Annotated in this window: 22 protein-coding genes; 14 read left to right on the forward strand and 8 right to left on the reverse strand. The window is 53.6% G+C overall.

Annotation, left to right across the window (positions count from 1 at the left end; translation table 11 throughout):
- Window positions 1-95 precede the first annotated feature (95 nt).
- Entirely contained in the window at window positions 96-1,601 is a 1,506-nt protein-coding gene (locus ACJJIK_RS20455; RefSeq protein ID WP_444943714.1) for a Y-family DNA polymerase, read from the reverse strand.
- A gap of 19 nt (window positions 1,602-1,620) precedes the next feature.
- The gene (imuA, locus tag ACJJIK_RS20460; protein WP_444943715.1) at window positions 1,621-2,328 is read right to left on the reverse strand and encodes a translesion DNA synthesis-associated protein ImuA; all 708 of its coding nucleotides are present in this window, start codon (window positions 2,326-2,328) and stop codon (window positions 1,621-1,623) included.
- Between the two features lie 205 nt (window positions 2,329-2,533).
- Between imuA and dcd the strand changes: the two genes are divergently transcribed.
- From dcd to ACJJIK_RS20475, 3 genes are read left to right on the forward strand one after another with little or no spacing between them, the layout of a single operon-like run.
- Complete coding sequence (gene dcd / locus ACJJIK_RS20465; RefSeq protein ID WP_444930064.1) at window positions 2,534-3,103, forward strand: dCTP deaminase; 570 nt, start codon at window positions 2,534-2,536, stop codon at window positions 3,101-3,103.
- Window positions 3,104-3,136: 33 nt separating this feature from the next.
- Complete coding sequence (locus ACJJIK_RS20470; protein ID WP_444943716.1) at window positions 3,137-4,345, forward strand: NAD(P)/FAD-dependent oxidoreductase; 1,209 nt, start codon at window positions 3,137-3,139, stop codon at window positions 4,343-4,345.
- Entirely contained in the window at window positions 4,345-4,530 is a 186-nt protein-coding gene (locus ACJJIK_RS20475; RefSeq protein ID WP_444930066.1) for a hypothetical protein, read from the forward strand. Before ACJJIK_RS20470 ends, ACJJIK_RS20475 begins: the two co-directional genes overlap by 1 nt.
- 93 nt (window positions 4,531-4,623) lie before the next feature.
- Here ACJJIK_RS20475 and ACJJIK_RS20480 read toward each other — a convergent pair whose 3' ends face one another.
- Entirely contained in the window at window positions 4,624-4,893 is a 270-nt protein-coding gene (locus ACJJIK_RS20480) for a hypothetical protein (RefSeq protein WP_444930067.1), read from the reverse strand.
- A 138-nt stretch (window positions 4,894-5,031) separates the two neighbouring features.
- Between ACJJIK_RS20480 and ACJJIK_RS20485 the strand changes: the two genes are divergently transcribed.
- A complete protein-coding gene (locus ACJJIK_RS20485; RefSeq protein WP_444930068.1) occupies window positions 5,032-5,241 on the forward strand; it encodes a DUF3820 family protein in 210 nt (69 codons plus the stop codon).
- 380 nt (window positions 5,242-5,621) lie between these two features.
- On the opposite strand, the gene ACJJIK_RS20490 is transcribed toward ACJJIK_RS20485, so the two are convergent.
- The 5 genes from ACJJIK_RS20490 to gltA all read right to left on the reverse strand — a co-directional run bounded on the left by ACJJIK_RS20490 (window position 5,622) and on the right by gltA (window position 12,388).
- A complete protein-coding gene (locus ACJJIK_RS20490) occupies window positions 5,622-6,170 on the reverse strand; it encodes a Tll0287-like domain-containing protein (RefSeq protein ID WP_444930069.1) in 549 nt (182 codons plus the stop codon).
- Between the two features lie 12 nt (window positions 6,171-6,182).
- Window positions 6,183-7,535 (reverse strand): cytochrome c3 family protein, encoded by a 1,353-nt coding sequence (locus ACJJIK_RS20495; protein ID WP_444943717.1) that lies wholly within the window; start codon window positions 7,533-7,535, stop codon window positions 6,183-6,185.
- Complete coding sequence (locus ACJJIK_RS20500; protein ID WP_444943718.1) at window positions 7,536-9,563, reverse strand: FAD-dependent oxidoreductase; 2,028 nt, start codon at window positions 9,561-9,563, stop codon at window positions 7,536-7,538.
- Between the two features lie 670 nt (window positions 9,564-10,233).
- On the reverse strand, window positions 10,234-10,770 hold the full coding sequence (locus ACJJIK_RS20505; RefSeq protein WP_444930072.1) for a hemerythrin domain-containing protein: 537 nt from the start codon (window positions 10,768-10,770) through the stop codon (window positions 10,234-10,236).
- Window positions 10,771-11,098: 328 nt separating this feature from the next.
- Window positions 11,099-12,388, reverse strand: coding sequence for a citrate synthase (gltA, locus tag ACJJIK_RS20510; RefSeq protein ID WP_444930073.1), 1,290 nt, complete (start codon window positions 12,386-12,388; stop codon window positions 11,099-11,101).
- A 439-nt stretch (window positions 12,389-12,827) separates the two neighbouring features.
- On the opposite strand from gltA, the gene sdhC reads away from it, so the two are divergent.
- From sdhC to ACJJIK_RS20560, 10 genes are all read left to right on the forward strand, one after another.
- Window positions 12,828-13,202, forward strand: a complete 375-nt coding sequence (gene sdhC, locus ACJJIK_RS20515; protein ID WP_444930074.1) for a succinate dehydrogenase, cytochrome b556 subunit — start codon at window positions 12,828-12,830, stop codon at window positions 13,200-13,202.
- The gene (sdhD, locus tag ACJJIK_RS20520; RefSeq protein ID WP_444930075.1) at window positions 13,196-13,564 is read left to right on the forward strand and encodes a succinate dehydrogenase, hydrophobic membrane anchor protein; all 369 of its coding nucleotides are present in this window, start codon (window positions 13,196-13,198) and stop codon (window positions 13,562-13,564) included. The genes sdhC and sdhD overlap by 7 nt, the downstream gene beginning before the upstream one ends.
- A gap of 3 nt (window positions 13,565-13,567) precedes the next feature.
- On the forward strand, window positions 13,568-15,340 hold the full coding sequence (gene sdhA / locus ACJJIK_RS20525) for a succinate dehydrogenase flavoprotein subunit (protein ID WP_444943719.1): 1,773 nt from the start codon (window positions 13,568-13,570) through the stop codon (window positions 15,338-15,340).
- A gap of 19 nt (window positions 15,341-15,359) precedes the next feature.
- Complete coding sequence (locus ACJJIK_RS20530) at window positions 15,360-16,064, forward strand: succinate dehydrogenase iron-sulfur subunit (RefSeq protein WP_444930077.1); 705 nt, start codon at window positions 15,360-15,362, stop codon at window positions 16,062-16,064.
- Between the two features lie 211 nt (window positions 16,065-16,275).
- On the forward strand, window positions 16,276-19,107 hold the full coding sequence (locus ACJJIK_RS20535) for a 2-oxoglutarate dehydrogenase E1 component (RefSeq protein ID WP_444943720.1): 2,832 nt from the start codon (window positions 16,276-16,278) through the stop codon (window positions 19,105-19,107).
- Between the two features lie 46 nt (window positions 19,108-19,153).
- Window positions 19,154-20,350: a 2-oxoglutarate dehydrogenase complex dihydrolipoyllysine-residue succinyltransferase gene (odhB, locus tag ACJJIK_RS20540; RefSeq protein WP_444943721.1), complete on the forward strand. Its 1,197-nt coding sequence runs from the start codon at window positions 19,154-19,156 to the stop codon at window positions 20,348-20,350.
- A 65-nt stretch (window positions 20,351-20,415) separates the two neighbouring features.
- Window positions 20,416-21,858 carry a dihydrolipoyl dehydrogenase gene (lpdA, locus tag ACJJIK_RS20545; protein ID WP_444930080.1) on the forward strand — a complete coding sequence of 481 codons (1,443 nt, stop codon included), beginning with the start codon at window positions 20,416-20,418 and terminating at the stop codon, window positions 21,856-21,858.
- A 163-nt stretch (window positions 21,859-22,021) separates the two neighbouring features.
- The gene (sucC, locus tag ACJJIK_RS20550; RefSeq protein ID WP_444930081.1) at window positions 22,022-23,188 is read left to right on the forward strand and encodes an ADP-forming succinate--CoA ligase subunit beta; all 1,167 of its coding nucleotides are present in this window, start codon (window positions 22,022-22,024) and stop codon (window positions 23,186-23,188) included.
- A gap of 2 nt (window positions 23,189-23,190) precedes the next feature.
- Entirely contained in the window at window positions 23,191-24,063 is an 873-nt protein-coding gene (sucD, locus tag ACJJIK_RS20555) for a succinate--CoA ligase subunit alpha (protein WP_108734154.1), read from the forward strand.
- A gap of 543 nt (window positions 24,064-24,606) precedes the next feature.
- Window positions 24,607-25,260 (forward strand): M12 family metallopeptidase, encoded by a 654-nt coding sequence (locus ACJJIK_RS20560; RefSeq protein WP_444930082.1) that lies wholly within the window; start codon window positions 24,607-24,609, stop codon window positions 25,258-25,260.
- The last annotated feature ends 42 nt before the right edge of the window (window positions 25,261-25,302 follow it).

Below are 25,302 nucleotides of genomic sequence, written 5' to 3' on the forward strand. Positions count from 1 at the left end.
TTAATTAGACTTCGTAAACCTTATTCTCTCAGTCTCCGCCCATGGATTCCAGCACCACGCCCCCAATTTCCCCCTCAAAACTGTCCGAAGTGTTGCTAACTATAAACCCCATGCAAAAACCACTCCTGCGTCGTAAGATCCTGAAAAACCCAGTAGAACTGCTCTCCCGCATTTTTTGCGATGTAATAATTCCGTCCATGACGTCCGTGTTGCCACCAGTGGCCATCAACTCGCTCTGGCCCCTGTAATAATTGCAACTCTCCCTGGTAAAATAATTTCCCCTCAGTACTTTCCAATTTGCTGGGGCGGGGTAGTAGCCAGTTGGGGCGCGGTGCCTTGATGGGGGTAATTTGTTGGCCCCGAGAATGACTTTTAATAATCAGGGCGTCTGCACTTTGCCAGGTTTGTTCCGGGAGAGCGCTCTCTTTTAGGCTGATCCCGGAGAGAGCTTGATGGCCGAGGCGGGCTTTTAATTTGTCTAAAAGTCGCCGCTTGCGCTGCACTCGATTGCCTTGGTTAAAAAAGCCCTCATCCCGCAGTTCCTGCTCTAGAGGAAGCAGGTGATTACAGCTTAAACGGATAGACTGTATCGGTTGCTCGAGTGTTACGCTTTCCAGTTGTAGTTTGGTCAGGGCGATTAAATGCTGGAGGTCGAGTTGTGGGCTGGAGACTTCTACGCTGATTAAGTGCTCTTTACTCTGACCGAAAACCATATACCAGTGCAATTGTGGGGCGTAAAGCTGACGTCGCTGTAACTGTGAGCAGAGCTCTCTGAGCAGACGCCCGATCGGGAACAGTAGTTGTTCGTTACTATCCAGGGGGCTGGGGAAAAATAGTTCACTGCGGAACTCTACTGGTGGCGAATAGAGACAGACGGGGTCTTGGCGGCTTCCACTCAGGCGTGCCAGGTAGTCCACAAATGAGTGCCCAAAACGCGAGCCTACCTCTGAGAGGGGGCTGGCCAGCAGTTGGCTTACTCTTTTGATGCCACAGGCATAGAGCTTGGCGATGGTTTTGTTATCGCAATCGAGCAATTTACTCGGGGCAGAGTTGATCCACTGTTTCCACTGCTGGGGGCTGGGCGGGGTGTTGGTCTGTGCGAGCCACTGCCGGTGCTCCGCTAACTGGCTCAGCATATAGGCCGCACTGGGGCTGTGGCCGAGCCCCATTAGGTGATTAATCCCCATTTGCTCAAGTTCGCAATCCAATTGTTCCAGCAATGCCCTGATGCCGCCGTTGGCGTGCGGGCAGCGGCTAAGCTCCAGGTAGAGCTGGGCCGTTGTGCTCTCACTATGACTTGTAGGGCTTGCCGGCCGGGGCGAGACCAGTGGGGTAAAACTGTAACCCCATTGGGCCAGTTGCTGCAGCTCTCGTTGTTCCCGCTGGGGGTCGCGCTGTAATAGCTGCAAATTCGCGCAGAGGGTCAAGGCTGTAGTGATACTGAGGCCGGCCTCTATGCCACACTGGGATGCAGCAGTGTTGCGGTCAATTACCAGCTGTTTCTCAACAACTACTTGAGGTGAGGGCTTCCCTCCTTGTTGTTGTGCGCGGGTCAGCACTTCCAAAGGGAGCCTGGGAAATTGAATACAGAGCCAAAGCATCGGGTTACTCCGGGGCTATTTAGTGTAGCGGCTGCTCGCGGCAGGCCAATTGCGCCGCTCTCGCCAGGTAGAGATGTTGGCCAGAGGGGCCGCCGGATTGCTGTAGGAGCTTCAGCGCCAGCTGTGTTTCTTCGGGTTCGAGCTGTAGCCGTAGCTGTGCTGGTGAGGGGGTTGCCGATTCACTCTGGGGGCGAAAGTGGAAGTGCAGGCAGTCGCCATTGCGCGCTGCCTGCTGTAGGCGGCAGAGGTCTTTGTGAGCTGGGGACAGGCGTCCCTGCCAGCTGAGCAGGGCACCACAGCCACCGGATTGCAGGGATTGCTCTATCGCCCAAAGCGTATCCTTGAGGCCCCGGGGGTGTAGGATTAGTAGGTTCTCCAGGCAGATACCACTGCTGGCCAGTGATGGGGCGTAGGGGATATAGGGGGGATTGACCAGTATGACCATCTGTCCGCTCTGAGTGAGATTGGCCAGCGCCGGAAGTAATAGTGTGAGTTCGCCGATGCCTGTCTGATCGAGCAAGAGCTCTATACTGGCCCCTCGGGGCCAACCGCTACTTGCAAGGAGTGTATCGAGGCTGGGATGGCCACTGGCAATGCCGGTATGTTGCCGTCGGGGCTCATTCGCCGCTGGCCAGATATCGCTTATGGGGAGTAGTTCTGCCGCTGTCTGGTAGCTGGGTCGACTCTCTAACGGATTGTTTTCTATAAATTTTTCTACAACACCCACGATTTCATCCCTCAATCTTGACCGAATCTGGCCTATATCTCCGGTTAAGTCTGTACGTGCATACAGTTATACTGTTGATTTATACAGTATTCACTCAGTGGCAGCAAGTGAGAAATCATTGCATTGCCACTTTTTTGCACAGCCCAAACCGGCTATGATTCGGCCTCTTTAATTGAGCACTAATTATTCTATTCAGGGGGACGGAGTGAGTATCAAGTCCGACAAGTGGATTCGCCGCATGGCAGAGCAGCACGGCATGATTGAGCCTTTTGAGGCCGGTCAGGTACGCCATAATGACGATGGCGACCGGCTCATCTCCTACGGCACTTCCAGCTACGGTTATGACGTGCGCTGTGCCCGTGAATTTAAGATCTTTACCAATGTTCACTCAGCCACGGTTGATCCGAAGACCTTCGATGAGAACAGCTTTGTGGATGTGGAGGGCGATCACTGCATTATCCCGCCAAACTCCTTTGCTCTGGCGCGCACAGTGGAGTATTTCCGCATTCCGCGCTCTGTGTTGACGGTTTGCCTGGGTAAGTCCACTTATGCTCGCTGCGGTATCATCGTCAATGTGACGCCGCTGGAACCGGAGTGGGAAGGGCATGTGACTTTGGAGTTCTCCAATACCACTAATCTGCCGGCAAAGATCTATGCCAACGAGGGTGTGGCACAGATGCTGTTTTTCGAGTCCGATGAAATCTGTGATGTGTCCTATGCCGATCGCGGCGGTAAATACCAGGGGCAGCGCGGCGTGACTCTGCCCCGCACCTGATTATCGGTTTTACTGCGGTACGATTTTTTATCTATGACAGAGGTTTCTTCCAGTCAGTTGCCCGATCGCGTCGATGTGTTAGTCATCGGCGCCGGGGCGGCGGGACTGATGTGCGCAGCCACAGCGGGCCAGCGCGGGCGCAGTGTGCTGGTATTGGATCACGCCAATAAAGTCGGCAAAAAAATTCTGATGTCCGGTGGTGGTCGCTGTAATTTCACCAATCTCTACACTACGGCAGAGAATTTTTACGGTAATAATCCCCATTTTTGTAAGTCCGCTCTGGCCCGCTATAGCCAGTGGGATTTTATTGCCCTGGTTGAGAAGCACGGGGTTGCCTACCACGAGAAAACCCTCGGTCAGCTTTTTTGTGACAATAAATCCAGGGATATCGTCGACCTGTTGTTAGCGGAATGCCGTGCGGCCAAGGTGCAAATCCGCACTCGCTGTAGTATTACCCAGGTGAAAGCAGTGGGGCAGGGGTATCGGGTCGAAACCAGTATGGGAACGGTTGCCTGTGAGTCCCTGGTCGTGGCTACCGGCGGTCTCTCTATCCCCACCATGGGGGCGAGTGGATTTGGCTATGAGATTGCCCAGCAGTTTGGACTGGAGATAGTCCCGACACGAGCCGCACTGGTGCCGTTTACCCAGCATAAACGCCAGTTGGAGCGCCAGAGCACCCTGCCTGGGACCTCTCTTTCGGTGACAGTCTCTTGTGCTGAGGGCAGCTTTCACGAGCAGATGCTGTTTACTCACCGGGGGCTAAGTGGCCCTGCGGTTTTACAAATCTCCAGTCACTGGCGTGAAGGTGAGGCAGTGACATTTGATTTGGCGCCAGATAAAAACTTGGCGGAGTGGTTGCTGCAGCGTCGACAGCGGAGTCCGGATAGCCACCTGCACAGTGTACTGGCAGAAGTTTGGAGTAAAAAGCTGGTACAGTTTTTCTTGCAGCGGGCACAAATCAGCAGCCGTCCTCTAAAGCAGTTTGGGGAGGTGGAATTACAACAGCTGGGTGACAAGCTGCAGAGTTGGAAGTTGATGCCGGCAGGCACTGAGGGGTATCGCACCGCTGAGGTGACTTTGGGCGGGGTCGATACCGCACAGGTTTCTTCTCGAACTATGGAGTGTAAAACTCAGCCGGGGCTTTATTTTGTCGGTGAGGTTCTCGACGTTACCGGCTGGCTCGGTGGATTTAATTTTCAGTGGGCCTGGGCTTCAGGGCATGCCGCAGGGGAGGTGGCTTAATGGGAGATGTGATTCCTTTTAAAAGAAAAACTACTTGGCAAAAGCACAAGGGCAGTACTCTGTGTAGAGAGGGCTTTCACAAGTGGAAAGTAGTTACTGAGCGCAAGTTTGATGTGAAGCAAGGGAAATTAGTCACTGAATATCGCTGCGAGCGCTGCGCAAAAACAAAAACGAAACTTTTGTAAATTTTCTCTTGCTGAGTTGGAGATTCACGGGCCCGCTGATAATGAGTTAAATAGCGCGAGTGCCTCGCGCTATTTAAGGATAAAAGCGATCAGTTAATAACGATAGTAGCGGCCGCGATAGCGATAGTAATCCCTGCGTTTTTTATTCCTGTCGTAGAGGTAGCCGGCTCCAGCACCGAGCACGGCACCTGTGGCAGTACCGCCGGGGCGCCCGCCACTAATCAGGGCGCCTGTTACGGCACCTATACCGACACCAGTGCCGATGCGGCGGTCGGTATCACTCATATTGGCACAGCCTGAACCTCCAAGGCCCGCAGTCAATATCGCGGCCAAGCTGAGATATTTGATAGCTTTGATATGCATAGGCACCCCTGCTGCTGGAAAGTTGAGGTATCGAAGATCGGCGCAGGCCGAGTAATATCGCAGTCAGTGTAGGGTCCGCTTACGCTGCCAGCAAATCCAAAGCGGAAGTTTCATTACAGGTATTTAGGGGGGATAGCAGTGTTTGATAAACAGGACTTGGTGGCGTTGGCCCGCCTTGAGATGCCATTTGGAAAATACGCGGGGAGTCTATTAATAGACTTGCCTGAGGAGTATTTACTTTGGTTTGCCAAAAAGGGGTTTCCCGAGGGGCGTTTGGGGCAGCTGATGGCATTGGCGCTGGAAATTAAAGTCGAGGGATTGCAGGGACTTATCGATCCGTTGCGCTGACTTTATCGCTGGCATTGCCCTCTGCACCAGGTCAGCTTGAATTATTTGCTCTGTGGTTATCTGACCTTAATATAGTAATGCCTAGGCGTGCTTTGCGGAGCAAAGCCCAAGAAAAAGCGGACCGTAATGGAGACTGGACTGACCCGGAAATAGGCCCACAGCGGGTGACCACTGGTCTGAATGATTTCAGCGAGGTAGTAGCGGGAGTAGAACCAGTCAGCTTGAAAGAGGGAGCGGTCGAAATGAATTCGGCCGCCACTCTTTTGATACTATCTAATCGTTATTCCCTGATGGTTACATTTGTCCATCACCCTTCTAAGGCAGCAACCTTCATCGGGTAAGTTGCTCGATCTCACAATCCGAGCTTGGCTATCGATTAATTAGAGCGGGATTCGAATAACAACGCCACCCATGGTGTCGCCCAGTTCAAAGTCAGTACGCGGGGTATCCACGTGGTCATTGTGACAGCTGATGCAGGCAGGTGATACGCCTACGTCGGCATATACCGCAGTAAAGTACTCAGTGCCTCCCAGTTTTTCACGGCCGTAAAAATTCTTGCCCGGGTTGTCAATTACGTACTGTAAGCCCTCTTTCTCCATTTCGGTGCGCGGCTTGTTTTGCTTGTTGATTGGCCACAGGGAGAGCAGGGCATAATTAAATCCAGAGTCCTTTTCGGCAACGCGCTCTGCCCCCATACGCATCATCTGCGCGGGAAGTGGCAGTAATTTTTTATCCTGCCAATGCTCGTCGGCATCGAGAATTTTTTCCTCATTTTGCAGGCGGTTTACTACTTTATTGGTGTAGTTGGCCCGGTCTGCCTCGATAACCGCAAAGATGGCATCTGCCATTCGCTCTGGTGCAACTCCCTGGTTCTTCTCACAGCCTGTGAGCAGGGCTAGCCCAGCGATAATACAAGTGACGATACGCATATTATTCCCCTCCTATTGGGATTGATGTTGCTTGTTTTTGCTTTTGGAAATCCTTGCAATACGCTCGCGGATCAGCTCGAAAGTCTCATGCTTCTCGGCGGGTTTATGCTTGAAATTACTATTGATCAGGGCTTTGTCAGCGAGAGCGGCAAGGGAGAACTCGGCTCCATGACAGCTCAGGCAAACGGGCATCATTTTTTCATTGGGGCGAAGGTTGTGGTTTTGGTTGTGATTGACCACGACCTGCTCACCATGAGTTTCCCGGGGTAAGTGGCAGCTGGCACAGCTGACGCCACCCTCGGGGTTTGTTTGCCAGGTGCTGAAGTGGGGGGAGTCCTGATAGGCGAGACTGTGCTCGTCATTGTGACACCCCAGGCAGGCCTCTACAGCGGCAAATTGCATATCCACTTCATGGGGGCCGTGGCAGCTGATGCAGCTCAATTCATCCGTTGCATCGGCATTCATCGGCAGGCGAGCCTGCTGCGGGGATATGGCCCCGACCCGCTGAATAAATCCTTCTTCCAACTTGCTGGACAAACGCATTCCGTGTTTGCCTTCGGTGAAGGATTCTTTTTGTTCGCTGTGACAGCTGGCACATTGCTCGACAATCTCTACGCTGCTGAACTGCATCTGCCCATCGGCGTGGCAGCTGCTGCAGTTCACATCCGTCTGTGCGTGAATACTCTGTGCCCAGGCGGCAGTAATTTCCGCAGCATGGTCTGCCTGGCTAATATCTGCCTGGCTAATTTGCAGGGGGGCTTTATCCGGGTTTTCATTCAGCCAGGATTGAACCGCTGTACGCGCGGGAAGCTTTGCAGTTTCCAGTAAATCGGGCTGGTCAACGTGGGCGATAAGGAAATCCTCATAGAGCGAGCCGTTATCGTGATAGTTGTGGCAGCCCGCACTCGCACAGGTCTCAAAACCGAGATCTTTGTGACTGCTGCGCTCCTCGGCGATATCGCTGTGACAGTGAAAGCAGAAATCGCCCGCTAAGGTGACGCCCATTTCTCCTGTAATTTGCGGCTTGTGCTCGGTGTGACAGCTGACGCATAGCCGGGCATCCAGTGTTTCCAGCAGTACCGCATTGCGCGGGTCTAAAAACTTTTGCCGGGGGTGAGAGTCATCTACCAGCTCCAGCTCTTCGGCATGGCAGTTCAGGCAGGCCTGCTGAATAGCATCCTCACCGGCAAAGCCGTCGGTGTGGCAGGAAGTGCAAGCCAGCTCAATCTGGTGGTGACCGTGAGTGGCATCCCCACTGATAAATACGGATTTATCGTCGACGTTAAGGTTGTACGCCACGGCGGAGCCGATAATCAGCGTCAGCAATACGCCGTAGTGCCAGAATTTAAATTGATAAGATTTCATCTAGAAGTAATAAACCGCAAAAATATGGTAGGCAAGGAGAGCTGGCAGAGCCCAGAGCAGGGCATAGTGAACGCGGGACCACCACTTGCGGTGTTCGCGCAGCTTTAAATCAGTCCAGTGGTGGTTGCGTGCCATAAAAACACCGACGAGCGAGCCGGTGGCGGTTGCCGTCAGAAATACCAGCATCAATGCCAAGTTCAGGTTTTCACCGAGGCGAAACCCCGAATGGACGGCGAGCGCAATTAGAGCGATCAAGCCGGTAACACTGTGTGCATAGCGCCAGTGATCAACATGGCCGAGGCTGAGTTTTTTCCAGCGCTTTCTTAGACTGAGAGCGGCGGTGAAAAGGCACATGGCCAAAATGGTGTAGCCGGTAACCTGCTTCCAAAAATTGTCGTACCAGAGTTTTTCCCAGAAAAGTGCTGTTTGCACCGAGGAGGAAACGGGAGCTGGAGGCATCAAGAAAGCTAGCGTAATCAGAATCAATGAGAGTATTGAGGTAATCAGTATTCCCTTTGAGTGGCGCATGACCAGGTTTGGAACTGGTGCGTCTAAGAGTTCAGCCATTAGTGGGCGGCAGCTACCACACACTGATCCAGCAGTGGTTGCCTGCTGTAACTCATTTAAATTGCGCTTGCCAGCGGAAATGGCTTTGCATAATTCCCCTTTGGTGACAGAGTTGCATTGGCAAACTAGGTAACTATCGGGGAAATCTTTGATGCTATTGCCGGATTTTTTGGCAAAAACCCGCCCTTCACTGTCAAAGTGCTTGAGTGTGCGCAGAGAGATTTTTTGTTTTTGCGCTACGGCTTGGCGCAATTCATTGGCTTCATCCCAGCTGCCGATATAAGTTGCCCCGACGATATATTCGCCTTGGGTAAATAGGCGTCTATATGTCCCCTTAAAGCGGTTGCGGTAGATATGGCTCTCCACCCCCTCTTGTTGCTCGAGGTTCTTCGCAGTTACCTCCCCCATAATTCCGCAGGGGATGTGGGCAATTTTTAGCTGGATGTCGCTATAGCTGCCGGAGTAGGGGGATGATGACGGTGCGCCGCCGTGATTGCGGCGAATATGTGCGCAACAACTTTCTGCCTGTTCGTATCCCGGCCGGACCAGCTGGTAAACTTTTTGCTCGAACTCAGCGCACTCCCCCACTGCATAAATATCTGGGTCGGAAGTTTGCATCCATTCATTGACCACGATGCCGCGCTCGGTGGAGATTCCGCACTGCTCAGCCAGGCTAATTTCTGGCTTAATTCCTGTGCACAATACAATAGCATCCACAGAAATTTGTTCACCACTGGCAAAAGTGAGTATGCGCTTGCTCGCATTTTCCTCGATAGCTACCAGGGTGTCTGTAATTTTTAATTCTACACCCAGTGCAGTGAGGGCGGATTTAAGGAAGGCTTCACCCTCCTCACCTAGGAGCCCGCTCAGCAAGTGGCCTCGAGATTGCAGGGTGACATGATTTTTCGGGGTCTTTAATGCGGTTGCCGCTTCAAGGCCCAGAGCGCCTGCGCCGATAACACAAACATCAGCATTTTGCTCCCTTAAAGCCAGCAGGTCCTGGGTGTTGCGCAGGCTTCGAAAGGGGTAAACACCCGGCAGATCCGCCCCCTGGATCTTTGGAATAATAGGGTTTGAGCCGGTAGCAATAATCAGCTTGGAGTAGGGCTGTATATTCCCATCGGCATCAGTAACGGTTTTTTGTGAGCGGTTAATAGAGACGATCTTGCGATCAATATATTCGGCAAGGCGGTGATCACTGTGGCTGAGGATGGGGTTTTCAAGCTCTTCCAGCTCTACGTGACTGGATAAATATTGTGAGAGTTTAACCCGGTTGTAGGGCGACTCTGTCTCTGCTCCATAGATTACAATTTGAGCCTCATCACAGAACTCCAGTAGCTTTTGTGCGCAGCGCACACCTACAGGACCTGTGCCGATAATTACGTAAATTGGGTAACTGCTATCGCTAGCATGGATACCACTTGATTGCTGCTCGACAAGTGCGTCGTCTAGCTCCGCCATACCTCCCCCCCGGACTGCTTTGGCCTCTCTATTAGTCTTTATGTTTTTTGAATTATTTGCCACAAGGCTTATAAAATTTCTTAGACTAATTTCCCATTATAGGTTATTTTTTTGAATTCTAATTCCTATATATTTAAACAAAATTAAATAAAGGTCTAGTACCAATTGATTGATGACGATAGAGAATGGGGTTAAATAATCCGGTGCAGCCGAAAAAATAACTAAACTTAACTTGTGTGGGCAGTTTTGGAGGTTGCGGGACTGAGGTGAGGGCTTTGCCCAATTTCAGTGCTTATATTTTGTTTGGTTTTAAGGCGATTGCTGTCGAGGTTAGGTCTGTGCTGGGGCCTAAATCTATTTTGTAATCCCGGGCACTGTAGGCTAAAGCGGACTGCCGTTAGCTATGAGTCCCTGAAATTAGGCGCGTTTGGGGTATGCGGCTGCTAACACTTGAGGTTGTTTGACGCGGGTGTTAATTGGAGAAATTAAGAGGCAGCAGAGGATGGGGGTTCGGTTTTTTATATGGCGATTTCTGTTTAAAAAGTGTGCGGCCCCATCCTTGTGGGCAGCAGACTGTAAAAATAATATGCCTAGGGTAAGCTATTGTTTCTTATCGGCATTAATAGGTTAAATATCTCACTACCTTTAATAAAAAAACTAAATGTTGCTTTTATGAGGGCTGATAGAGGACATAGAGTTCTTTTTCTTCTAGCGCTGTTCGACGGGTCAGTGCTTCACCAATTTTCTGGTAGTCCATTTTAAAATCGCGCACCATTTCCGAAGTAAAGGCTTCGTGGTTGTAGCGCTTACAAAACTGTACAACCGTATTTGCGATCTCATTCATATCAGTGCGGAAATCTTTGACCACCTGTAGGGTGTGGGCGTCGCCAGCCAGGGCCTGCTCCAGGTACACATAAAAGCGCACATTTTCTTTAATCAGGTGAGCTTGAAAGCCGGACTTAAATTGGGTCAGCAGCTGTGACAGCTGTCGATAATTTTTTTTCTCGAAACCTTCAGACCACATGCGTTGAAAGATGCTGATCAGGGTGCGGTGATCATCCTCCAGTGCTTTGATTAAAGTGGGGTCGTAAGAGATGGTGCGGGCACCTTTAGCTCCTGCGTAGGAACTGCGTGTGTACTTCTCTTCAAGGTCCGCTGCATCTTCTGTTTTCTTATTTCGGAACATCCCGGAAATAAAACTAAGCATGAATTTAGTCCCAGTAGATTTTTAAAAGCTGTTATTAAGTCTGATCGCTCCGCGAGCTAAGAGCGGTAGCTTAAGGAAAGTAAAGCTATTTGGAGCCCGGCGGGCGGGTCGGATTTTACATTGGATGACAGCGGGTTTAACTGCTGGAGGGGAGGGGGATTGGGTAAAATTACAAAATTGAGACTTAAGTCACAACCCAGCGCTTTGCTTTTAGAATTTTAACAAAATACAGTTGATTAGCGTTGAGAAAACCAAAAAGAGTATCTGCCGCTATTTTAAATTATTAGGGCAATAAAAAACCCGGCGTGGCCGGGTTTTTTGCTTGAGCTTAGCGCTGCTCGAGCGGTACGTAATCGCGCTGCGGGTAGCCAGTGTACAACTGGCGAGGGCGACCGATCTTGTACGGGTTGGAAATCATTTCATTCCAGTGTGCAATCCAACCGGAGGTGCGGCCGGTGGCGAAGATCACGGTGAACATATCGGTGGGGATACCGATAGCTTTCATAATAATGCCGGAGTAGAAGTCTACGTTCGGGTAGAGCTTCTTCTCTACGAAGTAATCGTCCTCAAGGGCGATTTTCTCCAGTTTCTTGGCGATCTTCAGCAGCGGATCATTCTCTGCACCCATGGCGCCCAGAACTTCATCGCAGATGCCCTGCATTACGCGGGAGCGGGGGTCGAAATTCTTGTAGACGCGGTGGCCGAAGCCCATCAGGCGGAAGGGGTCATTCTTATCTTTGGCGCGCTGTACGAACTCGTCGATACGGCTCTCATCGCCAATTTCCTCCAGCATGTTCAGTACCGCTTCGTTGGCACCGCCGTGAGCGGGTCCCCACAGGGTGGCAATGCCGGAAGAGATACAGGCGAACGGGTTGGCGCCAGAGGAGCCTGCCAGGCGAACGGTGGAGGTGGAGGCGTTCTGTTCGTGGTCTGCGTGCAGCAGGAAGATGATGTCCATTGCCTTGGCGACAATCGGATCGATCTTGCTGGGCTCACAGGGGTTGCCAAACATCATGTGCAGGAAGTTTTCGGAGTAGCTGAGGCTATTGTCCGGGTACATGAAGGGCATGCCCTGGGAGTGCTTGTAGCACATAGCTGCCAGGGTTGGCATCTTGGCGATCAGGCGGTGGGCGGAGATCTCACGGTGCTCTGGATTGGTGATATCCAGGGAGTCGTGATAGAAAGAGGCGAGGGCGCCGACTACGCCGCACATCATCGCCATCGGGTGGGCATCGTAACGGAAGCCTTTAAAGAAGTTTACCAGGGATTCGTGAACCATGGTGTGAGACATAATAGTGTCTACATACTTCTTTTTTTCTTCTGCGTTGGGCAGCTCGCCATTCATCAGCAGGTAGCAGGTTTCCAGGTAGTCGGATTTCTCTGCCAGTTGCTCGATGGGATAGCCGCGGTGCAGCAGTTGGCCTTTGCCGCCGTCAATAAAGGTGATCTGGGAATCACATGAGGCGGTGGATACGAAGCCCGGGTCGTAAGTGAATAAGCCTTTGCCGGTCAGGCCGCCGACATCGATCACATCGGGGCCGAGGGTGCCGGAGCGAACGGGCATCTCAAGGGCACCGTCGATACCATCGACTGTGAGCTGCGCTTTTTTATCGGACATTGCGGACTCCTAAAAATGTTCTTATGCCGGCCTTTTCCCGCTGCTTTCGGGTGCTGGCGGCCTTTTGAGCGGGGCCAAACTTAAGTGCCGAGCCGCAAATTGTCAAACCAAAAGGAATGGACCATCAGTCTATTGCCGGCAGGATATCCGGTTTCGGTCCATGCTCGTAGAGTATTTGTCTAGATAGTGCACAGGAATCTCTGGAGAAATCCCGCGATTCCGGCTTTGTTGCGCGATACTGGCGGGAAGCCGGCGTAATTGCAGGCGTTCGTTGTGTTTTGACTAGTGAATGCCTATAATCCGCGCGGCTTGCGCCATGGTACGGCTACTTTGTGTAAGGCTTTATCTGGTCGAGTGCAAAGTGATCTGCAAGCAGCTCGTCCCTCCATTGAAAAGCTAACGGGCGCCCGGTCGTTCAGGGCAACAAGGTGTTTTTCCTGTGAACAAAAACAGACCTGTCAATTTAGACATTTCCACTATAAAGCTTCCCGCTACCGCTGTGGTTTCCATTTTGCATCGTATTTCCGGTGTAGTGCTCTTCGTTGTTGTTGCACTATTACTGTGGATGCTCGATGCCAGTTTGGAATCCGAGCAGGGATTCGCCGAAATCGCAGCGATATTTAGCAGTATCCCTGCCAAGCTCATTCTTTGGGCATCTCTGGCGGCACTTATTTACCACATACTGGCAGGTGTTCGTCATCTGTTTATGGATATGGGGATAGGTGAAAGCCTCGAAGGCGGTCGTCGCAGTGCTGTATCAGTGCTGGCGCTGGCTGTAATCCTTATTCTTCTGGCGGGAGTTTGGTTGTGGTAAAAACAGTAACAAGCTTTGGTCGTAGCGGCACTTTCGACTGGCTCTACCAGCGAGTCACTGCGGTAATACTGCTTGCGTACACCCTCTTTATAGTGGGTTTTATCTTTTTTAGTCAGGACTTTGGCTACCAGGCCTGGTCCGAACTGTTCGCCCAGCGCTGGATGCGTGTGTTCAGCCTGGTTGCCTTGCTGTCCACCATTATTCACGCCTGGATTGGCCTCTGGTCCGTGATTACCGATTACATCACCAACCGGATGATGGGCGGTAAAGCCACTGTTCTGCGTTTGTTCGTAGAAGTGATTTTGGCTGCGGTTGCCGTGTTGTACACGGTGTGGGGCATTGAAATTCTTTGGGGTGTATAAGCAATGGCGAACATGCGTACTATTTCTTTTGACGGGATTGTAATTGGTGGCGGCGGTGCCGGTATGCGCGCTGCCCTGCAGATGGCCCAATCCGGCTATAAAACTGCGGTGATTACCAAAGTATTCCCGACTCGTTCTCACACGGTATCTGCCCAGGGCGGCATTACCTGTGCGATCGCCAGCTCAGATCCCAACGATGATTGGCGCTGGCACATGTACGATACCGTTAAGGGTTCCGACTATATCGGCGACCAGGACGCGATCGAATATATGTGCTCCGTAGGTCCTGAGGCCGTATTTGAGCTGGAGCATATGGGTCTGCCTTTCTCCCGTACTGAGGAAGGCCGTATCTACCAGCGCCCCTTTGGCGGTCAGTCCAAGGATTTTGGTCGCGGTGGCCAGGCTGCGCGCACTTGTGCCGCTGCTGACCGCACCGGCCACGCACTGCTGCATACCCTGTATCAAAACAACGTTAAGCACAAAACCGAATTCCTGAACGAATGGTTTGCGATTGACCTGGTGAAGAACCAGGACGGTGCGGTTGTGGGTGTGATCGCCATGTGCATCGAAGATGGCGAAGTGGTTTACATCAAGTCCAAGGCGACCGTATTCGCTACCGGCGGCGCCGGTCGTATTTTCGCCTCCACTACCAATGCGCACATCAACACCGGTGACGGTGTCGGTATGGCCCTGCGTGCCGGTATGCCGGTGCAGGATATCGAGATGTGGCAGTTCCACCCCACCGGTATTTACGGTGCCGGTGTACTCGTGACCGAAGGTTGTCGCGGTGAGGGCGGCTACCTGGTGAATAAAGATGGCGAGCGTTTTATGGAGCGCTATGCCCCCAATGCCAAGGACCTCGCTTCCCGCGACGTTGTGGCTCGCTCTATGGTCCTCGAAATCCTCGACGGCCGCGGCTGTGGCCCGGAAGGCGATCACGTATTCCTGAAGCTCGATCACCTGGGTGAAGAACTGCTCAACAGCCGTCTGCCGGGTATCTGTGAGCTGTCCAAGACCTTCGCCCACGCCGACCCGGTCAAAGTGCCAGTCCCGGTAGTACCTACCTGTCACTATATGATGGGCGGTATTCCCACCAATGTTCACGGTCAGGCGCTGACCCAGGACGCTGCCGGTAACGATCAGATTATCGATGGCTTCTACGCTTGTGGTGAGGTCGCCTGTGTGTCCGTACACGGCGCCAACCGCCTGGGCGGCAACTCCCTGCTGGACCTGGTGGTATTTGGCCGCGCTTCCGGCCTGTTTATCGAGAAGTCCCTGCGCGAAGGTATCGAGCACCGCGAAGCTTCCGAGTCCGATCTCGAAGCCGCTATGGCGCGCCTGAACCGCCTGGAAACCAATGACAAAGGTGAGAAGGCTGCGGACCTGCGCAAAGAGCTGCAGGGCGTGATGCAGAACCACTTCGGCGTATTCCGTCGCGGTGATTTTATGGCCGAAGGCGTGAAGAAGCTTGCAGATCTGCGCGAGCGTATTGAGAATGTGCGCCTCGACGATAAGAGCCGCGCGTTTAACACCGCCCGTGTTGAAGCGCTGGAACTGCAAAACCTACTGGAAGTTGCCGAGGCTACGGCGGTTGCCGCAGAGACTCGCACCGAGAGCCGCGGCGCTCACGCCCGCGAGGACTTCCAGGAGCGCGATGATGAAAACTGGCTGTGCCACTCTATGTATTTCCCCACGGAAAAACGTGTCGGCAAGCGTGCGGTAAACTTCGCGCCTAATACCATGGAAGCCTTTGAACCGAAAGCTCGGACTTACTGATTCGGGAGCGGAATAGAGTATGTTGAAAGTAAGCATTTACCGTTACAACCCGGAAACCGACAAAGCGCCTTACATGCAGGACTACGATCTGGACACCCAGGGCAAAGACCTGATGGTGCTGGACGTTCTGGAGCTGTTGAAGGCCGAAGACCCGACCCTGTCTTTCCGTCGTTCCTGCCGTGAGGGCGTCTGTGGCTCCGACGGTATGAATATTTCCGGTCGCAATGGTCTGGCGTGTACTACGCCACTGTCTGAAGCGGCTCCCAAGGGTAAACTGGTTCTGCGCCCGCTGCCGGGCCTGCCGGTAATCCGCGACCTGGTTGTGGATATGGAACAGTTTTACGAGCAGTACAAGAAGATCGAACCGTACCTGCAAAACGATACGCCGGCTCCGGCGATCGAACGCCTGCAGTCTCCGGAAGATCGCGAGAAGCTCGACGGCCTGTACGAGTGTATTCTGTGCGCCTGCTGTTCCACCTCCTGTCCGTCTTTCTGGTGGAACCCGGACAAGTTTATCGGCCCGGCCGGCCTGTTGCAGGCTTACCGCTTCCTGGCGGATAGCCGCGACCTGGCCACTGACGAGCGCCTGTCCAACCTGGATGACCCTTTCAGTGTATTCCGTTGCCACGGTATTCAAAACTGTGTCAATGTTTGCCCGAAAGGTCTGAATCCGACCCGCGCGATCGGCCATATCCGCAATATGCTGCTGACCCGCGCCGTGTAGGGGATGCTGCGGCCGATTATCGGCCCGCTGGGGTTCGCGCTTCGCGAGCCCGGCGCCAGGTAGGGTGCCAAGCAAATGACAAAAAGCCGGTTTTAACCGGTAAAAAACTGAAAAGGGGAGGTGGCTTTGTGCGCCTCCCCTTTTGTGAGTGAAAGGAAAGCGCAGTGGCTCAAGAGAAGATCAGCACACTGCAATTGAGGTAGGCATCAACATGCACGAAAGTACCATGGAGCAGCTGTGGCGTAGCTCCCATATCTCCGGGGGCAATGCTGCCTACGTGGAGGAGCTTTACGAGACCTATCTGCACGACCCCAACGGTGTCCCCGAGGAGTGGCGCAATTATTTCGATAGCCTCCCCCGCGTTGAAGGCAGCAGCGATGTTTCCCACGCCGCTGTACGCCAGCACTTTGAGCTGCTCAGCAAGCATCGCGCGCGCCCGATAGCCGCTCCCGGTGCGGCCGGCTCGGCCAATATTGAGCACGAGCGCAAGCAGATTAAAGTTCTGCAACTGATCGATTCCTACCGCCATCGCGGCCACAAGAAAGCGACCCTCGACCCGCTGGGTCTGATGGCCCGCGAACAGGTGCCCGACCTGCAGCTGAGCTACCACGGCCTGACTGAAGGTGACTTCGACACCACCTTCAATACCGGCAGCCTGTTCCTCGGCAAAGAGGAGGCGACTCTGCGTGAAATCGTCGAGGGCCTGGAGAATACTTACTGTGGCAACCTGGGCGCAGAGATCATGCATCTCTCCAACCTGGAAGAGCAGCAGTGGTTCCAGCAGCGCCTTGAGCGCAGCCAGTCCAAAGCCAACTTCGGCAACGATATCCAGGTTGAAATCCTGCAGCGCCTCTCCGCCGCTGAAGGCCTGGAGCGCCATCTGGACTCCAAGTACCCGGGTACCAAGCGCTTTGGTGTCGAGGGGGGCGAGAGCCTGATCCCGATGATGGACGCCCTGATCCGTCGCTCCGGTACCTACGGGGTGAAGGAAGTGGTGATCGGTATGGCCCACCGCGGCCGTCTGAATACCCTGGTGAATATCCTCGGTAAAAACCCCGCTGACCTGTTCGAAGAGTTTGAAGGCAAGAAAACCCTCGATACTTCCGGTGATGTGAAGTACCACCAGGGCTTCTCCTCCAACGTGATGACCCCCGGCGGTGAAGTTCACCTGGCCCTGGCTTTCAACCCGTCGCACCTGGAAATCAGTGCGCCGGTGGTAGTGGGTTCCGTGCGCGCCCGCCAGGACCGTCGCAACGACGGCACCGGTGAGAAGGTGATGCCGATCAACATCCACGGCGATGCGGCTTTTGCCGGCCAGGGTGTGGTGCAGGAAACCCTGCAGATGTCCCAGACTCGCGGTTACTATACCGGCGGCACGGTGCACATCGTATTGAACAACCAGGTGGGCTTTACCACCAGTAAGCGCGAAGACGCCCGCTCCACCGAGTACTCCACCGATCCCGCCAAGATGATCGATGCGCCGGTGCTGCACGTAAATGGCGACGATCCGGAAATGGTCGTATTGGCCGCGCTGCTGGCGGTGGATTACCGCTACGAATTTAAGAAAGACATCGTTATCGATCTGGTCTGCTACCGCCGTCGCGGCCACAACGAGACCGACGATCCCTCTGGTACCCAGCCGCTGATGTACCAGACCATTCGCAAGCACAAAACCACCCGCACGCTTTACTCTGAGAAGCTGGTGGGCGAGGGCATCCTGGACAAGGCTGCCGCAGACAAGCTGGCCAACGATTACCGCGACAAGCTGGATGCGGGTGAAGACGTGGCTACCGGTCTGGTGAAGCAGCCGGACTCCTCCATGTTTGTGGACTGGAGCCCCTACCTGGGTCACGATTGGGATACGCCCGCCGATACCGGCTATGCACTGCCGAAGTTGCAGGATGTCGCCACTCGTATGACCAACGTGCCCGATGGCGTTGTGATGCAGCGCCAGGTCTCCAAGATTTACGAAGACCGCCGCAAAATGGCCGGTGGCGCACTGCCCTTGAACTGGGGCATGGCGGAAACTCTGGCTTACGGCACCCTGCTGGAAGAGGGCTTTATGGTCCGCTTTACTGGTGAGGATGTGGGTCGCGGAACCTTCTCTCACCGCCACGCGGTGATTCACAGCCAGAAAGACGGCCAGAGCTATGTGCCTTTGCAGCACATGTCTGAAGACCAGCCGCCGTTCTATATCTACGACTCGCTGCTGTCCGAAGAGGCGGTGTTGGCGTTTGAATACGGCTACGCCACCACCACACCTAAATCTCTGGTGGTGTGGGAAGCCCAGTTTGGCGACTTTGCCAACGGTGCCCAGGTTGTGATCGACCAGTTCATCACCTCCGGTGAGCACAAGTGGGGCCGTATGTGCGGCCTGGTAATGCTGTTGCCGCACGGCTACGAAGGCCAGGGCCCAGAGCACTCCTCTGCGCGTCTTGAGCGCTTTATGCAGCTGTGTGCCGAGCACAATATCCAGGTGTGTAACGCCACTACTCCGGCGCAGATCTTCCACCTGCTGCGCCGCCAGGCAGTGCGCCCCATGCGCCGCCCGCTGGTGATTATGAGCCCGAAATGGATTCTGCGTCACAAGCTGGCCACCTCCAGCCTGGAAGAGCTGGCCGAAGGCCGCTTCCACAATGTGATCCAGGACCAGGGCGTAGATCCAGACAAAGTGAAACGCTTGGTTCTGTGTTCCGGCAAGGTTTACTACCACCTGCTGGAAGCCCGCATGGAGCGCGAACAGGAAGATGTTGCGTTCGTGCGAATCGAGCAGCTGTACCCATTCCCGGACGCAGAGTTTGTGGAAGCGGTATCCGCATTCAAGAAGATCAAGAGTGTCGCCTGGTGTCAGGAAGAGCCCATGAACCAGGGCGCCTGGTACTCCAGCCAACACCACTTGCGTCGTCTGTTGTCGGAGACCCATCCGAAGCTGGATCTGGAATACGTGGGCCGCGCCCCATCCGCAGCACCTGCGGCGGGCTATATGTCCACGCACCTTGAAGAACAGAATAAGTTCATCAACGAGGCGCTGACCGTCAAGTAACCGGCGGCAGTAATAAGTGAAGAGTCAATCTCAGGAAACAGAAAAAATGACGATCGAGATTAAAGCGCCAACTTTCCCTGAATCTGTTCAGGACGGAACTGTCGCCACCTGGCATAAGCAACCCGGTGAAGCGGTGTCCCGCGATGAGCTGATCGTGGATATCGAAACCGATAAAGTTGTGCTGGAAGTTGTTGCACCTGCCGATGGTGCCCTGACTGAAATCATCAAGGGTGAGGGCGATACCGTTCTCTCCAATGAGGTGATTGCCCAGTTTGAAGCGGGCGCTGGCGCAGCCGCTGCCCCGGCAGCAGCGGCAGCTCCGGCTGCCGAAGCCGCAGCTCCCGCAGCTGGCGATAAAATTGCCATGCCCTCTGCCAAGAAAATGGCTGCAGAGAAGGGTGTAGACCTGGCCGGTGTTGAAGGCACTGGCAAGGGTGGTCGCGTTCTCAAAGAAGATGTAATGAAAGCGGGTACTGCGCCGGCTGCCGCTGCTGCACCTGCCGCCGCTGCTGCTGCTGAAGTTGCGGTAGCTCCGGGTGAGCGCGTAGAGAAGCGCGTTCCTATGACCCGTATGCGCAAGCGTATCGCCGAGCGCCTGCTGGACGCGTCCCAGTCCACCGCCATGCTCACCACCTTTAACGAGGTGAACATGAAGCCGATTATGGACCTGCGCAAGAACTACAAAGACCTGTTCGAGAAGACCCACAACGGCACTCGTCTGGGCTTTATGGGCTTCTTCGTAAAAGCTGCAGTAGAAGCGCTGAAGCGCTACACCGCAGTGAACGCGTCTATCGATGGCAACGATATCGTTTACCACGGTTACCAGGATATCGGTGTAGCGGTTTCCTCGCCGAAAGGTCTGGTTGTGCCGATTCTGCGCAACGCGGAAAACATGGGTCTGGCGGATATGGAAAACAATATCCGCGATCTGGGTGTTCGCGCCCGCGACGGCAAGCTGTCTATCGAAGAGATGACCGGTGGCACCTTCACCATCACCAACGGTGGTGTATTCGGTTCCCTGCTGTCCACTCCGATTCTGAATCCGCCGCAAACGGCAATTCTGGGTATGCACAAGATCCAGGAGCGCCCGATGGCGGTAAATGGCAAGGTGGAAATCCTGCCGATGATGTACCTGGCGCTGTCCTATGACCACCGTCTGATCGACGGTAAGGAAGCGGTTGGCTTCCTGGTAGCGATCAAGGAAATGATCGAAGATCCAGCGCGTATCCTGCTCGAAGTTTAAACAATAAATCCTGGGGCCTGCGGGCCCCCTCGATCACACTGCATTAGAAATATCTGGAACTGATCATGTCGGAAAAATTTGACGTAATCGTAATTGGCTCTGGTCCTGGTGGTTATGTCGCTGCCATCCGTGCCGCTCAGCTGGGCCTGAAGACCGCTTGTATTGAAAAGTGGAAAAACAAGGAAGGCAAATACGTAAACGGCGGTACCTGCCTGAACGTAGGTTGCATTCCCTCCAAGGCTCTGTTGGATAGCTCCTGGAAGTACCACGAGGCCAAAGACGCTCTCGACGTGCACGGCATTGAAGTCGGCAAGGTCAAGATGGATGTGAGCAAGATGATCGAGCGCAAAGGCGAGATCGTTAACAAGCTGACCGGCGGCGTTGCCGGCCTGTTCACTGCCAATAAAGTGACCTCCATTTTCGGCACCGGCAAACTGCTGGCGAACAAGAAAGTGGAAGTGACCGACGACGAAGGCAACAGCACCGTCTACGAAGCTGAAAACGTTATTCTGGCTTCCGGTTCTGTACCGGTAAATATTCCGCCCGCTCCGGTAGACAATAAAATTATTGTCGACTCCAGCGGCGCGCTGGAATTCACCGAAGCGCCCAAGCGCCTGGGTGTTATCGGCGCTGGCGTTATCGGTCTGGAGCTGGGTTCTGTATGGAACCGCCTGGGCTCCGAAGTGGTTGTTCTGGAAGCCATGGACAAGTTCCTGGCAATCATGGACCAACAGGTTGCCAAAGAGTCCCAGAAGATCTTCAAGAAGCAGGGTCTGGATATCCGCCTCGCTTGCCGCGTAACCGGCTCCGAAGTGAAAGGCGAGGAAGTGGTTGTTACTTACCAGGACAAAGATGGTAAAGAACACCAGGAAACTTTCGACAAGCTGATCGTCTGCGTCGGCCGTCGCCCTTACACCGAAGGCCTGCTGTCTGAAGATGCCGATGTGAAGATGGACGAGCGCGGATTCATCTACGTCAACGACCTGTGCATGACTTCTGCACCGGGCGTATGGGCGATTGGTGATGTGGTGCGCGGCCCGATGTTGGCGCACAAGGCCTCTGAAGAGGGTGTTGTGGTTGCCGAGCGCATCGCCGGCCAGAAGCCGATGATGAACTACGACGTGATCCCCAACGTGATCTACACCCACCCGGAAATCGCTGCGGTTGGCCGCACCGAAGAGCAGGTGAAAGCCGATGGCGAGCCCTACAACGTAGGCAGCTTCCCGTTTGCGATCAACGGCCGCGCTATGGCCGCCAACGATACCCAGGGCTTTGTGAAAATCATCGCGCACGCGGAAACTGACCGCGTACTGGGTGCCCACATTGTTGGCCCGTCTGCGGCAGATCTAGTGCAGCAGGTGGCGATCGCGATGGAGTTTGGCTCCAGCGCTGAAGATATCGGTATGACGGTATTTGCACACCCGACTCTGTCTGAGGCCGTGAAAGAAGCGGCACTGGGCGTGCACGGCCATGCGATTCACACCGTAAATCGCAAGAAGCGCAAGTAAGATTATTTTTCGATTTCGGGGCAGCTAATTATTGCTTGATTAGCTGCCCCGGTTTCATTTGTGGAATTTGAAATTTGCAACGACGGAAATTTTAAATTTCTCTCTCAGGTGCAGAGTGATCTGCAATTAGTAAACACATTTTATATGTGAATTGGTATTGACTATGAACTTGCATGAGTATCAGGGCAAACAACTGTTTGCGGAATACGGATTGCCGGTTTCCAAAGGCATTGCAGCGGAAACCCCGGCAGCGGCAGCAGCAGCGGCTGACGAAATTGGCGGTGATAAGTGGGTAGTAAAGGCCCAGGTACACGCTGGTGGCCGCGGTAAGGCTGGCGGTGTAAAGCTGGTAGATTCCAAGGCAGAAATTGAAGAGTTTGCCAAAAAGTGGCTGGGCGAGCGTCTGGTAACTTATCAAACAGACGAAAATGGTCAGCCGGTTTCCCGTATCCTGGTTGAAAGCTGCACCGATATCGATCAAGAGCTGTACCTCGGTGCTGTTGTTGACCGCTCTACCCGTCGTATCGTTTTCATGGCCTCCACCGAAGGTGGCGTTGAGATCGAGAAAGTAGCGGAAGAGACTCCGGAAAAAATCCTGAAAGCCACCATCGATCCGCTGGTAGGCGCTCAGCCTTACCAGGCGCGTGAGCTGGCTTTCAAACTGGGCCTGAACCCGACTCAGGTTAAGCAGTTCACCAAGATCTTCCTCGGCCTGGCAAAAATGTTCCAGGAAAAAGATCTGGCCCTGCTGGAAATCAACCCGCTGGTAATCACCACCGAAGGCAACCTGCACTGCCTGGACGCCAAAGTGGTAATCGACAGCAACGCGCTGTACCGCCACGCTGACCTGCGCGAAATGCACGATCCTTCCCAGGACGACCCGCGCGAAGCGCACGCTGCCAAGTTCGACCTGAACTACGTAGCGCTCGATGGCAACATCGGCTGCATGGTAAACGGCGCTGGCCTGGCCATGGGCACCATGGACATCGTAAATCTGCACGGCGGCAAGCCGGCTAACTTCCTGGACGTTGGTGGCGGCGCGACCAAAGAGCGCGTTGTTGAAGCGTTCAAGATCATCCTGTCCGACGAGAACGTAAAAGCCGTACTGATCAACATCTTCGGTGGTATCGTTCGCTGTGACATGATCGCCGAAGGCGTTGTGGGTGCAGTAAAAGAAGTGGGCGTTAAAGTACCGGTTGTTGTGCGTCTGGAAGGCAACAACGCAGACCTGGGCGCCAAGGTTCTGAGCGACAGTGGCCTGAACATTATCGCGGCTACCAGCTTGACCGATGCTGCTGAGCAAGTGGTTAAAGCTGCGGAGGGTAAATAATCATGTCAGTATTGATTAACAAAGACACTAAAGTAATCTGTCAGGGCTTCACCGGCTCCCAGGGTACTTTCCACTCCGAGCAAGCGATTGCTTACGGCACCAAGATGGTTGGTGGTGTAACTCCGGGCAAAGGCGGTCAGACTCACCTGGGCCTGCCAGTATTCGACACCGTTAAAGAAGCGGTAGAGAAGACCGGTGCTGAAGCTTCCGTAATCTACGTACCTGCGCCTTTCTGTAAGGATTCCATCCTGGAAGCGGCCAACGCTGGTATCAAACTGATTGTTTGTATCACCGAAGGTATCCCGACCCTGGATATGCTCGACGCTAAAGTGAAGTGCGACGAGCTGGGCGTGCGCCTGATCGGCCCGAACTGCCCGGGTGTTATCACTCCGGGTGAGTGCAAGATCGGCATTATGCCGGGTCACATCCACAAGCCGGGCAAAGTGGGCATCGTTTCCCGTTCCGGTACCCTGACCTATGAAGCGGTTAAGCAAACTACCGACTACGGCTTCGGCCAGTCCACTTGTGTGGGCATCGGTGGTGACCCCATCCCGGGTTCCAACTTCATCGATATCCTGGAAATGTTCCAGAACGATCCGCAGACCGAAGCAATCGTTATGATCGGTGAGATCGGTGGTACTGCTGAAGAAGAAGCGGCTGCTTACATCAAGGAAAATGTTACCAAGCCTGTAGTTTCCTACATCGCTGGTGTAACTGCTCCTCCCGGCAAGCGTATGGGTCACGCGGGCGCGATCATCTCTGGTGGTAAAGGCACCGCTGACGAGAAGTTCGCTGCTCTGGAAGACGCTGGTGTTAAAACCGTGCGCTCCCTGGCTCAGATCGGCGACGCTCTGAAGGAAATTACTGGCTGGTAAGCAATTGCCAACTTTTAGTTTTCAAAAAAGCCACCCATTGGGTGGCTTTTTTTATGGGTGTGAACACACCAGCTTAGTCGGCTGGGGAGATGTTCAGCCTTCTTTTTCTCGTCTCTTTACCAACCTTTACACTTTCACAATTTGTACACTTTTACAGCTTGTCAGCTTTTTCTGGTGTTGACCGGAAGTTAGGTTTTGTTCAGCATTTTTTCTATCCCTGCCTGAAGGTAGGTGAACGCCTTGTTTTATAAGAGATTTCTGCCGATTTTTACCCGGGGTGTTTTTGTTTTATTTGCGGGGCTCTGTATTTTTTTGAATGGGCATATATGCGGGCGCGCAATGGCTGAATTATTTTTTGTGATTTGTTTCCCTTTTTTACTTTTTAGCTAGCTCAGCTGGTTTTTGACTTGCCAGTCTTGGTACGGCAGTGTTGCTTTGTCGGCCGATAACAAAAAAAATTTCAGGAGCTTTAGCGATATGGGATTAGCAATAGACAAAAAATCTCGAAAAATATCTTATAAGATAAGTTTTGGGGGGTTCTCTTTGGACAGAAATGAAGAGGTTGGTGGGGTTTGGCCAAATGGTGTGGTGAGATACTACATCCCCCCAAATCTGGATGCCGCCTATGTCAATGCGGTAAAAAGGGCCATGTCTCACTGGGAAATTTGTATTTATCGCAAGTTTAGATTTGCGGCGGTTAAATTTCTACCGGTGGGTATGGCTGGCCGTGGGGTGGTTACCATTATGGATGATCGCAGCAGTGCCACTGTAGGATTTACCAACGATACCAAGCAATATTGCGGGGTAAACTGGCGCTCTGATCGAGCGGCGATAGCTTCGCTTCCCCATGAAATTGGCCACACGCTCGGTCTTGCCCACGAGCATATGCGCTCCGATGCCCCTCTCGCGGTGCAGAACACTCTGGACTCCCTGCAACATCAAACTCGGGTGCAAACGTTAAGCCGCTTTTTAACCCATGGCTCGGCTTTCGATGGCAAGTCCATCATGATGTATGACGACCAGGCAAAGGCGCTGGGAATCTTAAAAAACACCCCTGGCGGCGGCTGTAAAATATCGCCCAACCAGGTAAACAGTTCTAGCTGGAACCCCAGTGAAGGCGATTTGGATATGCTGTCATATCTCTATGATGCCAAGCGCCAGACCTTGCCCAGCTCTTTTGCCGTTGCCTTGAGTTGAGGGGGTATTTTTCTTCGCTTGAGCAAGGGAGCCGTAGGTTCC

It is taken from the genome of Microbulbifer regidiadema (SeqCode) (genome assembly GCF_052466995.1).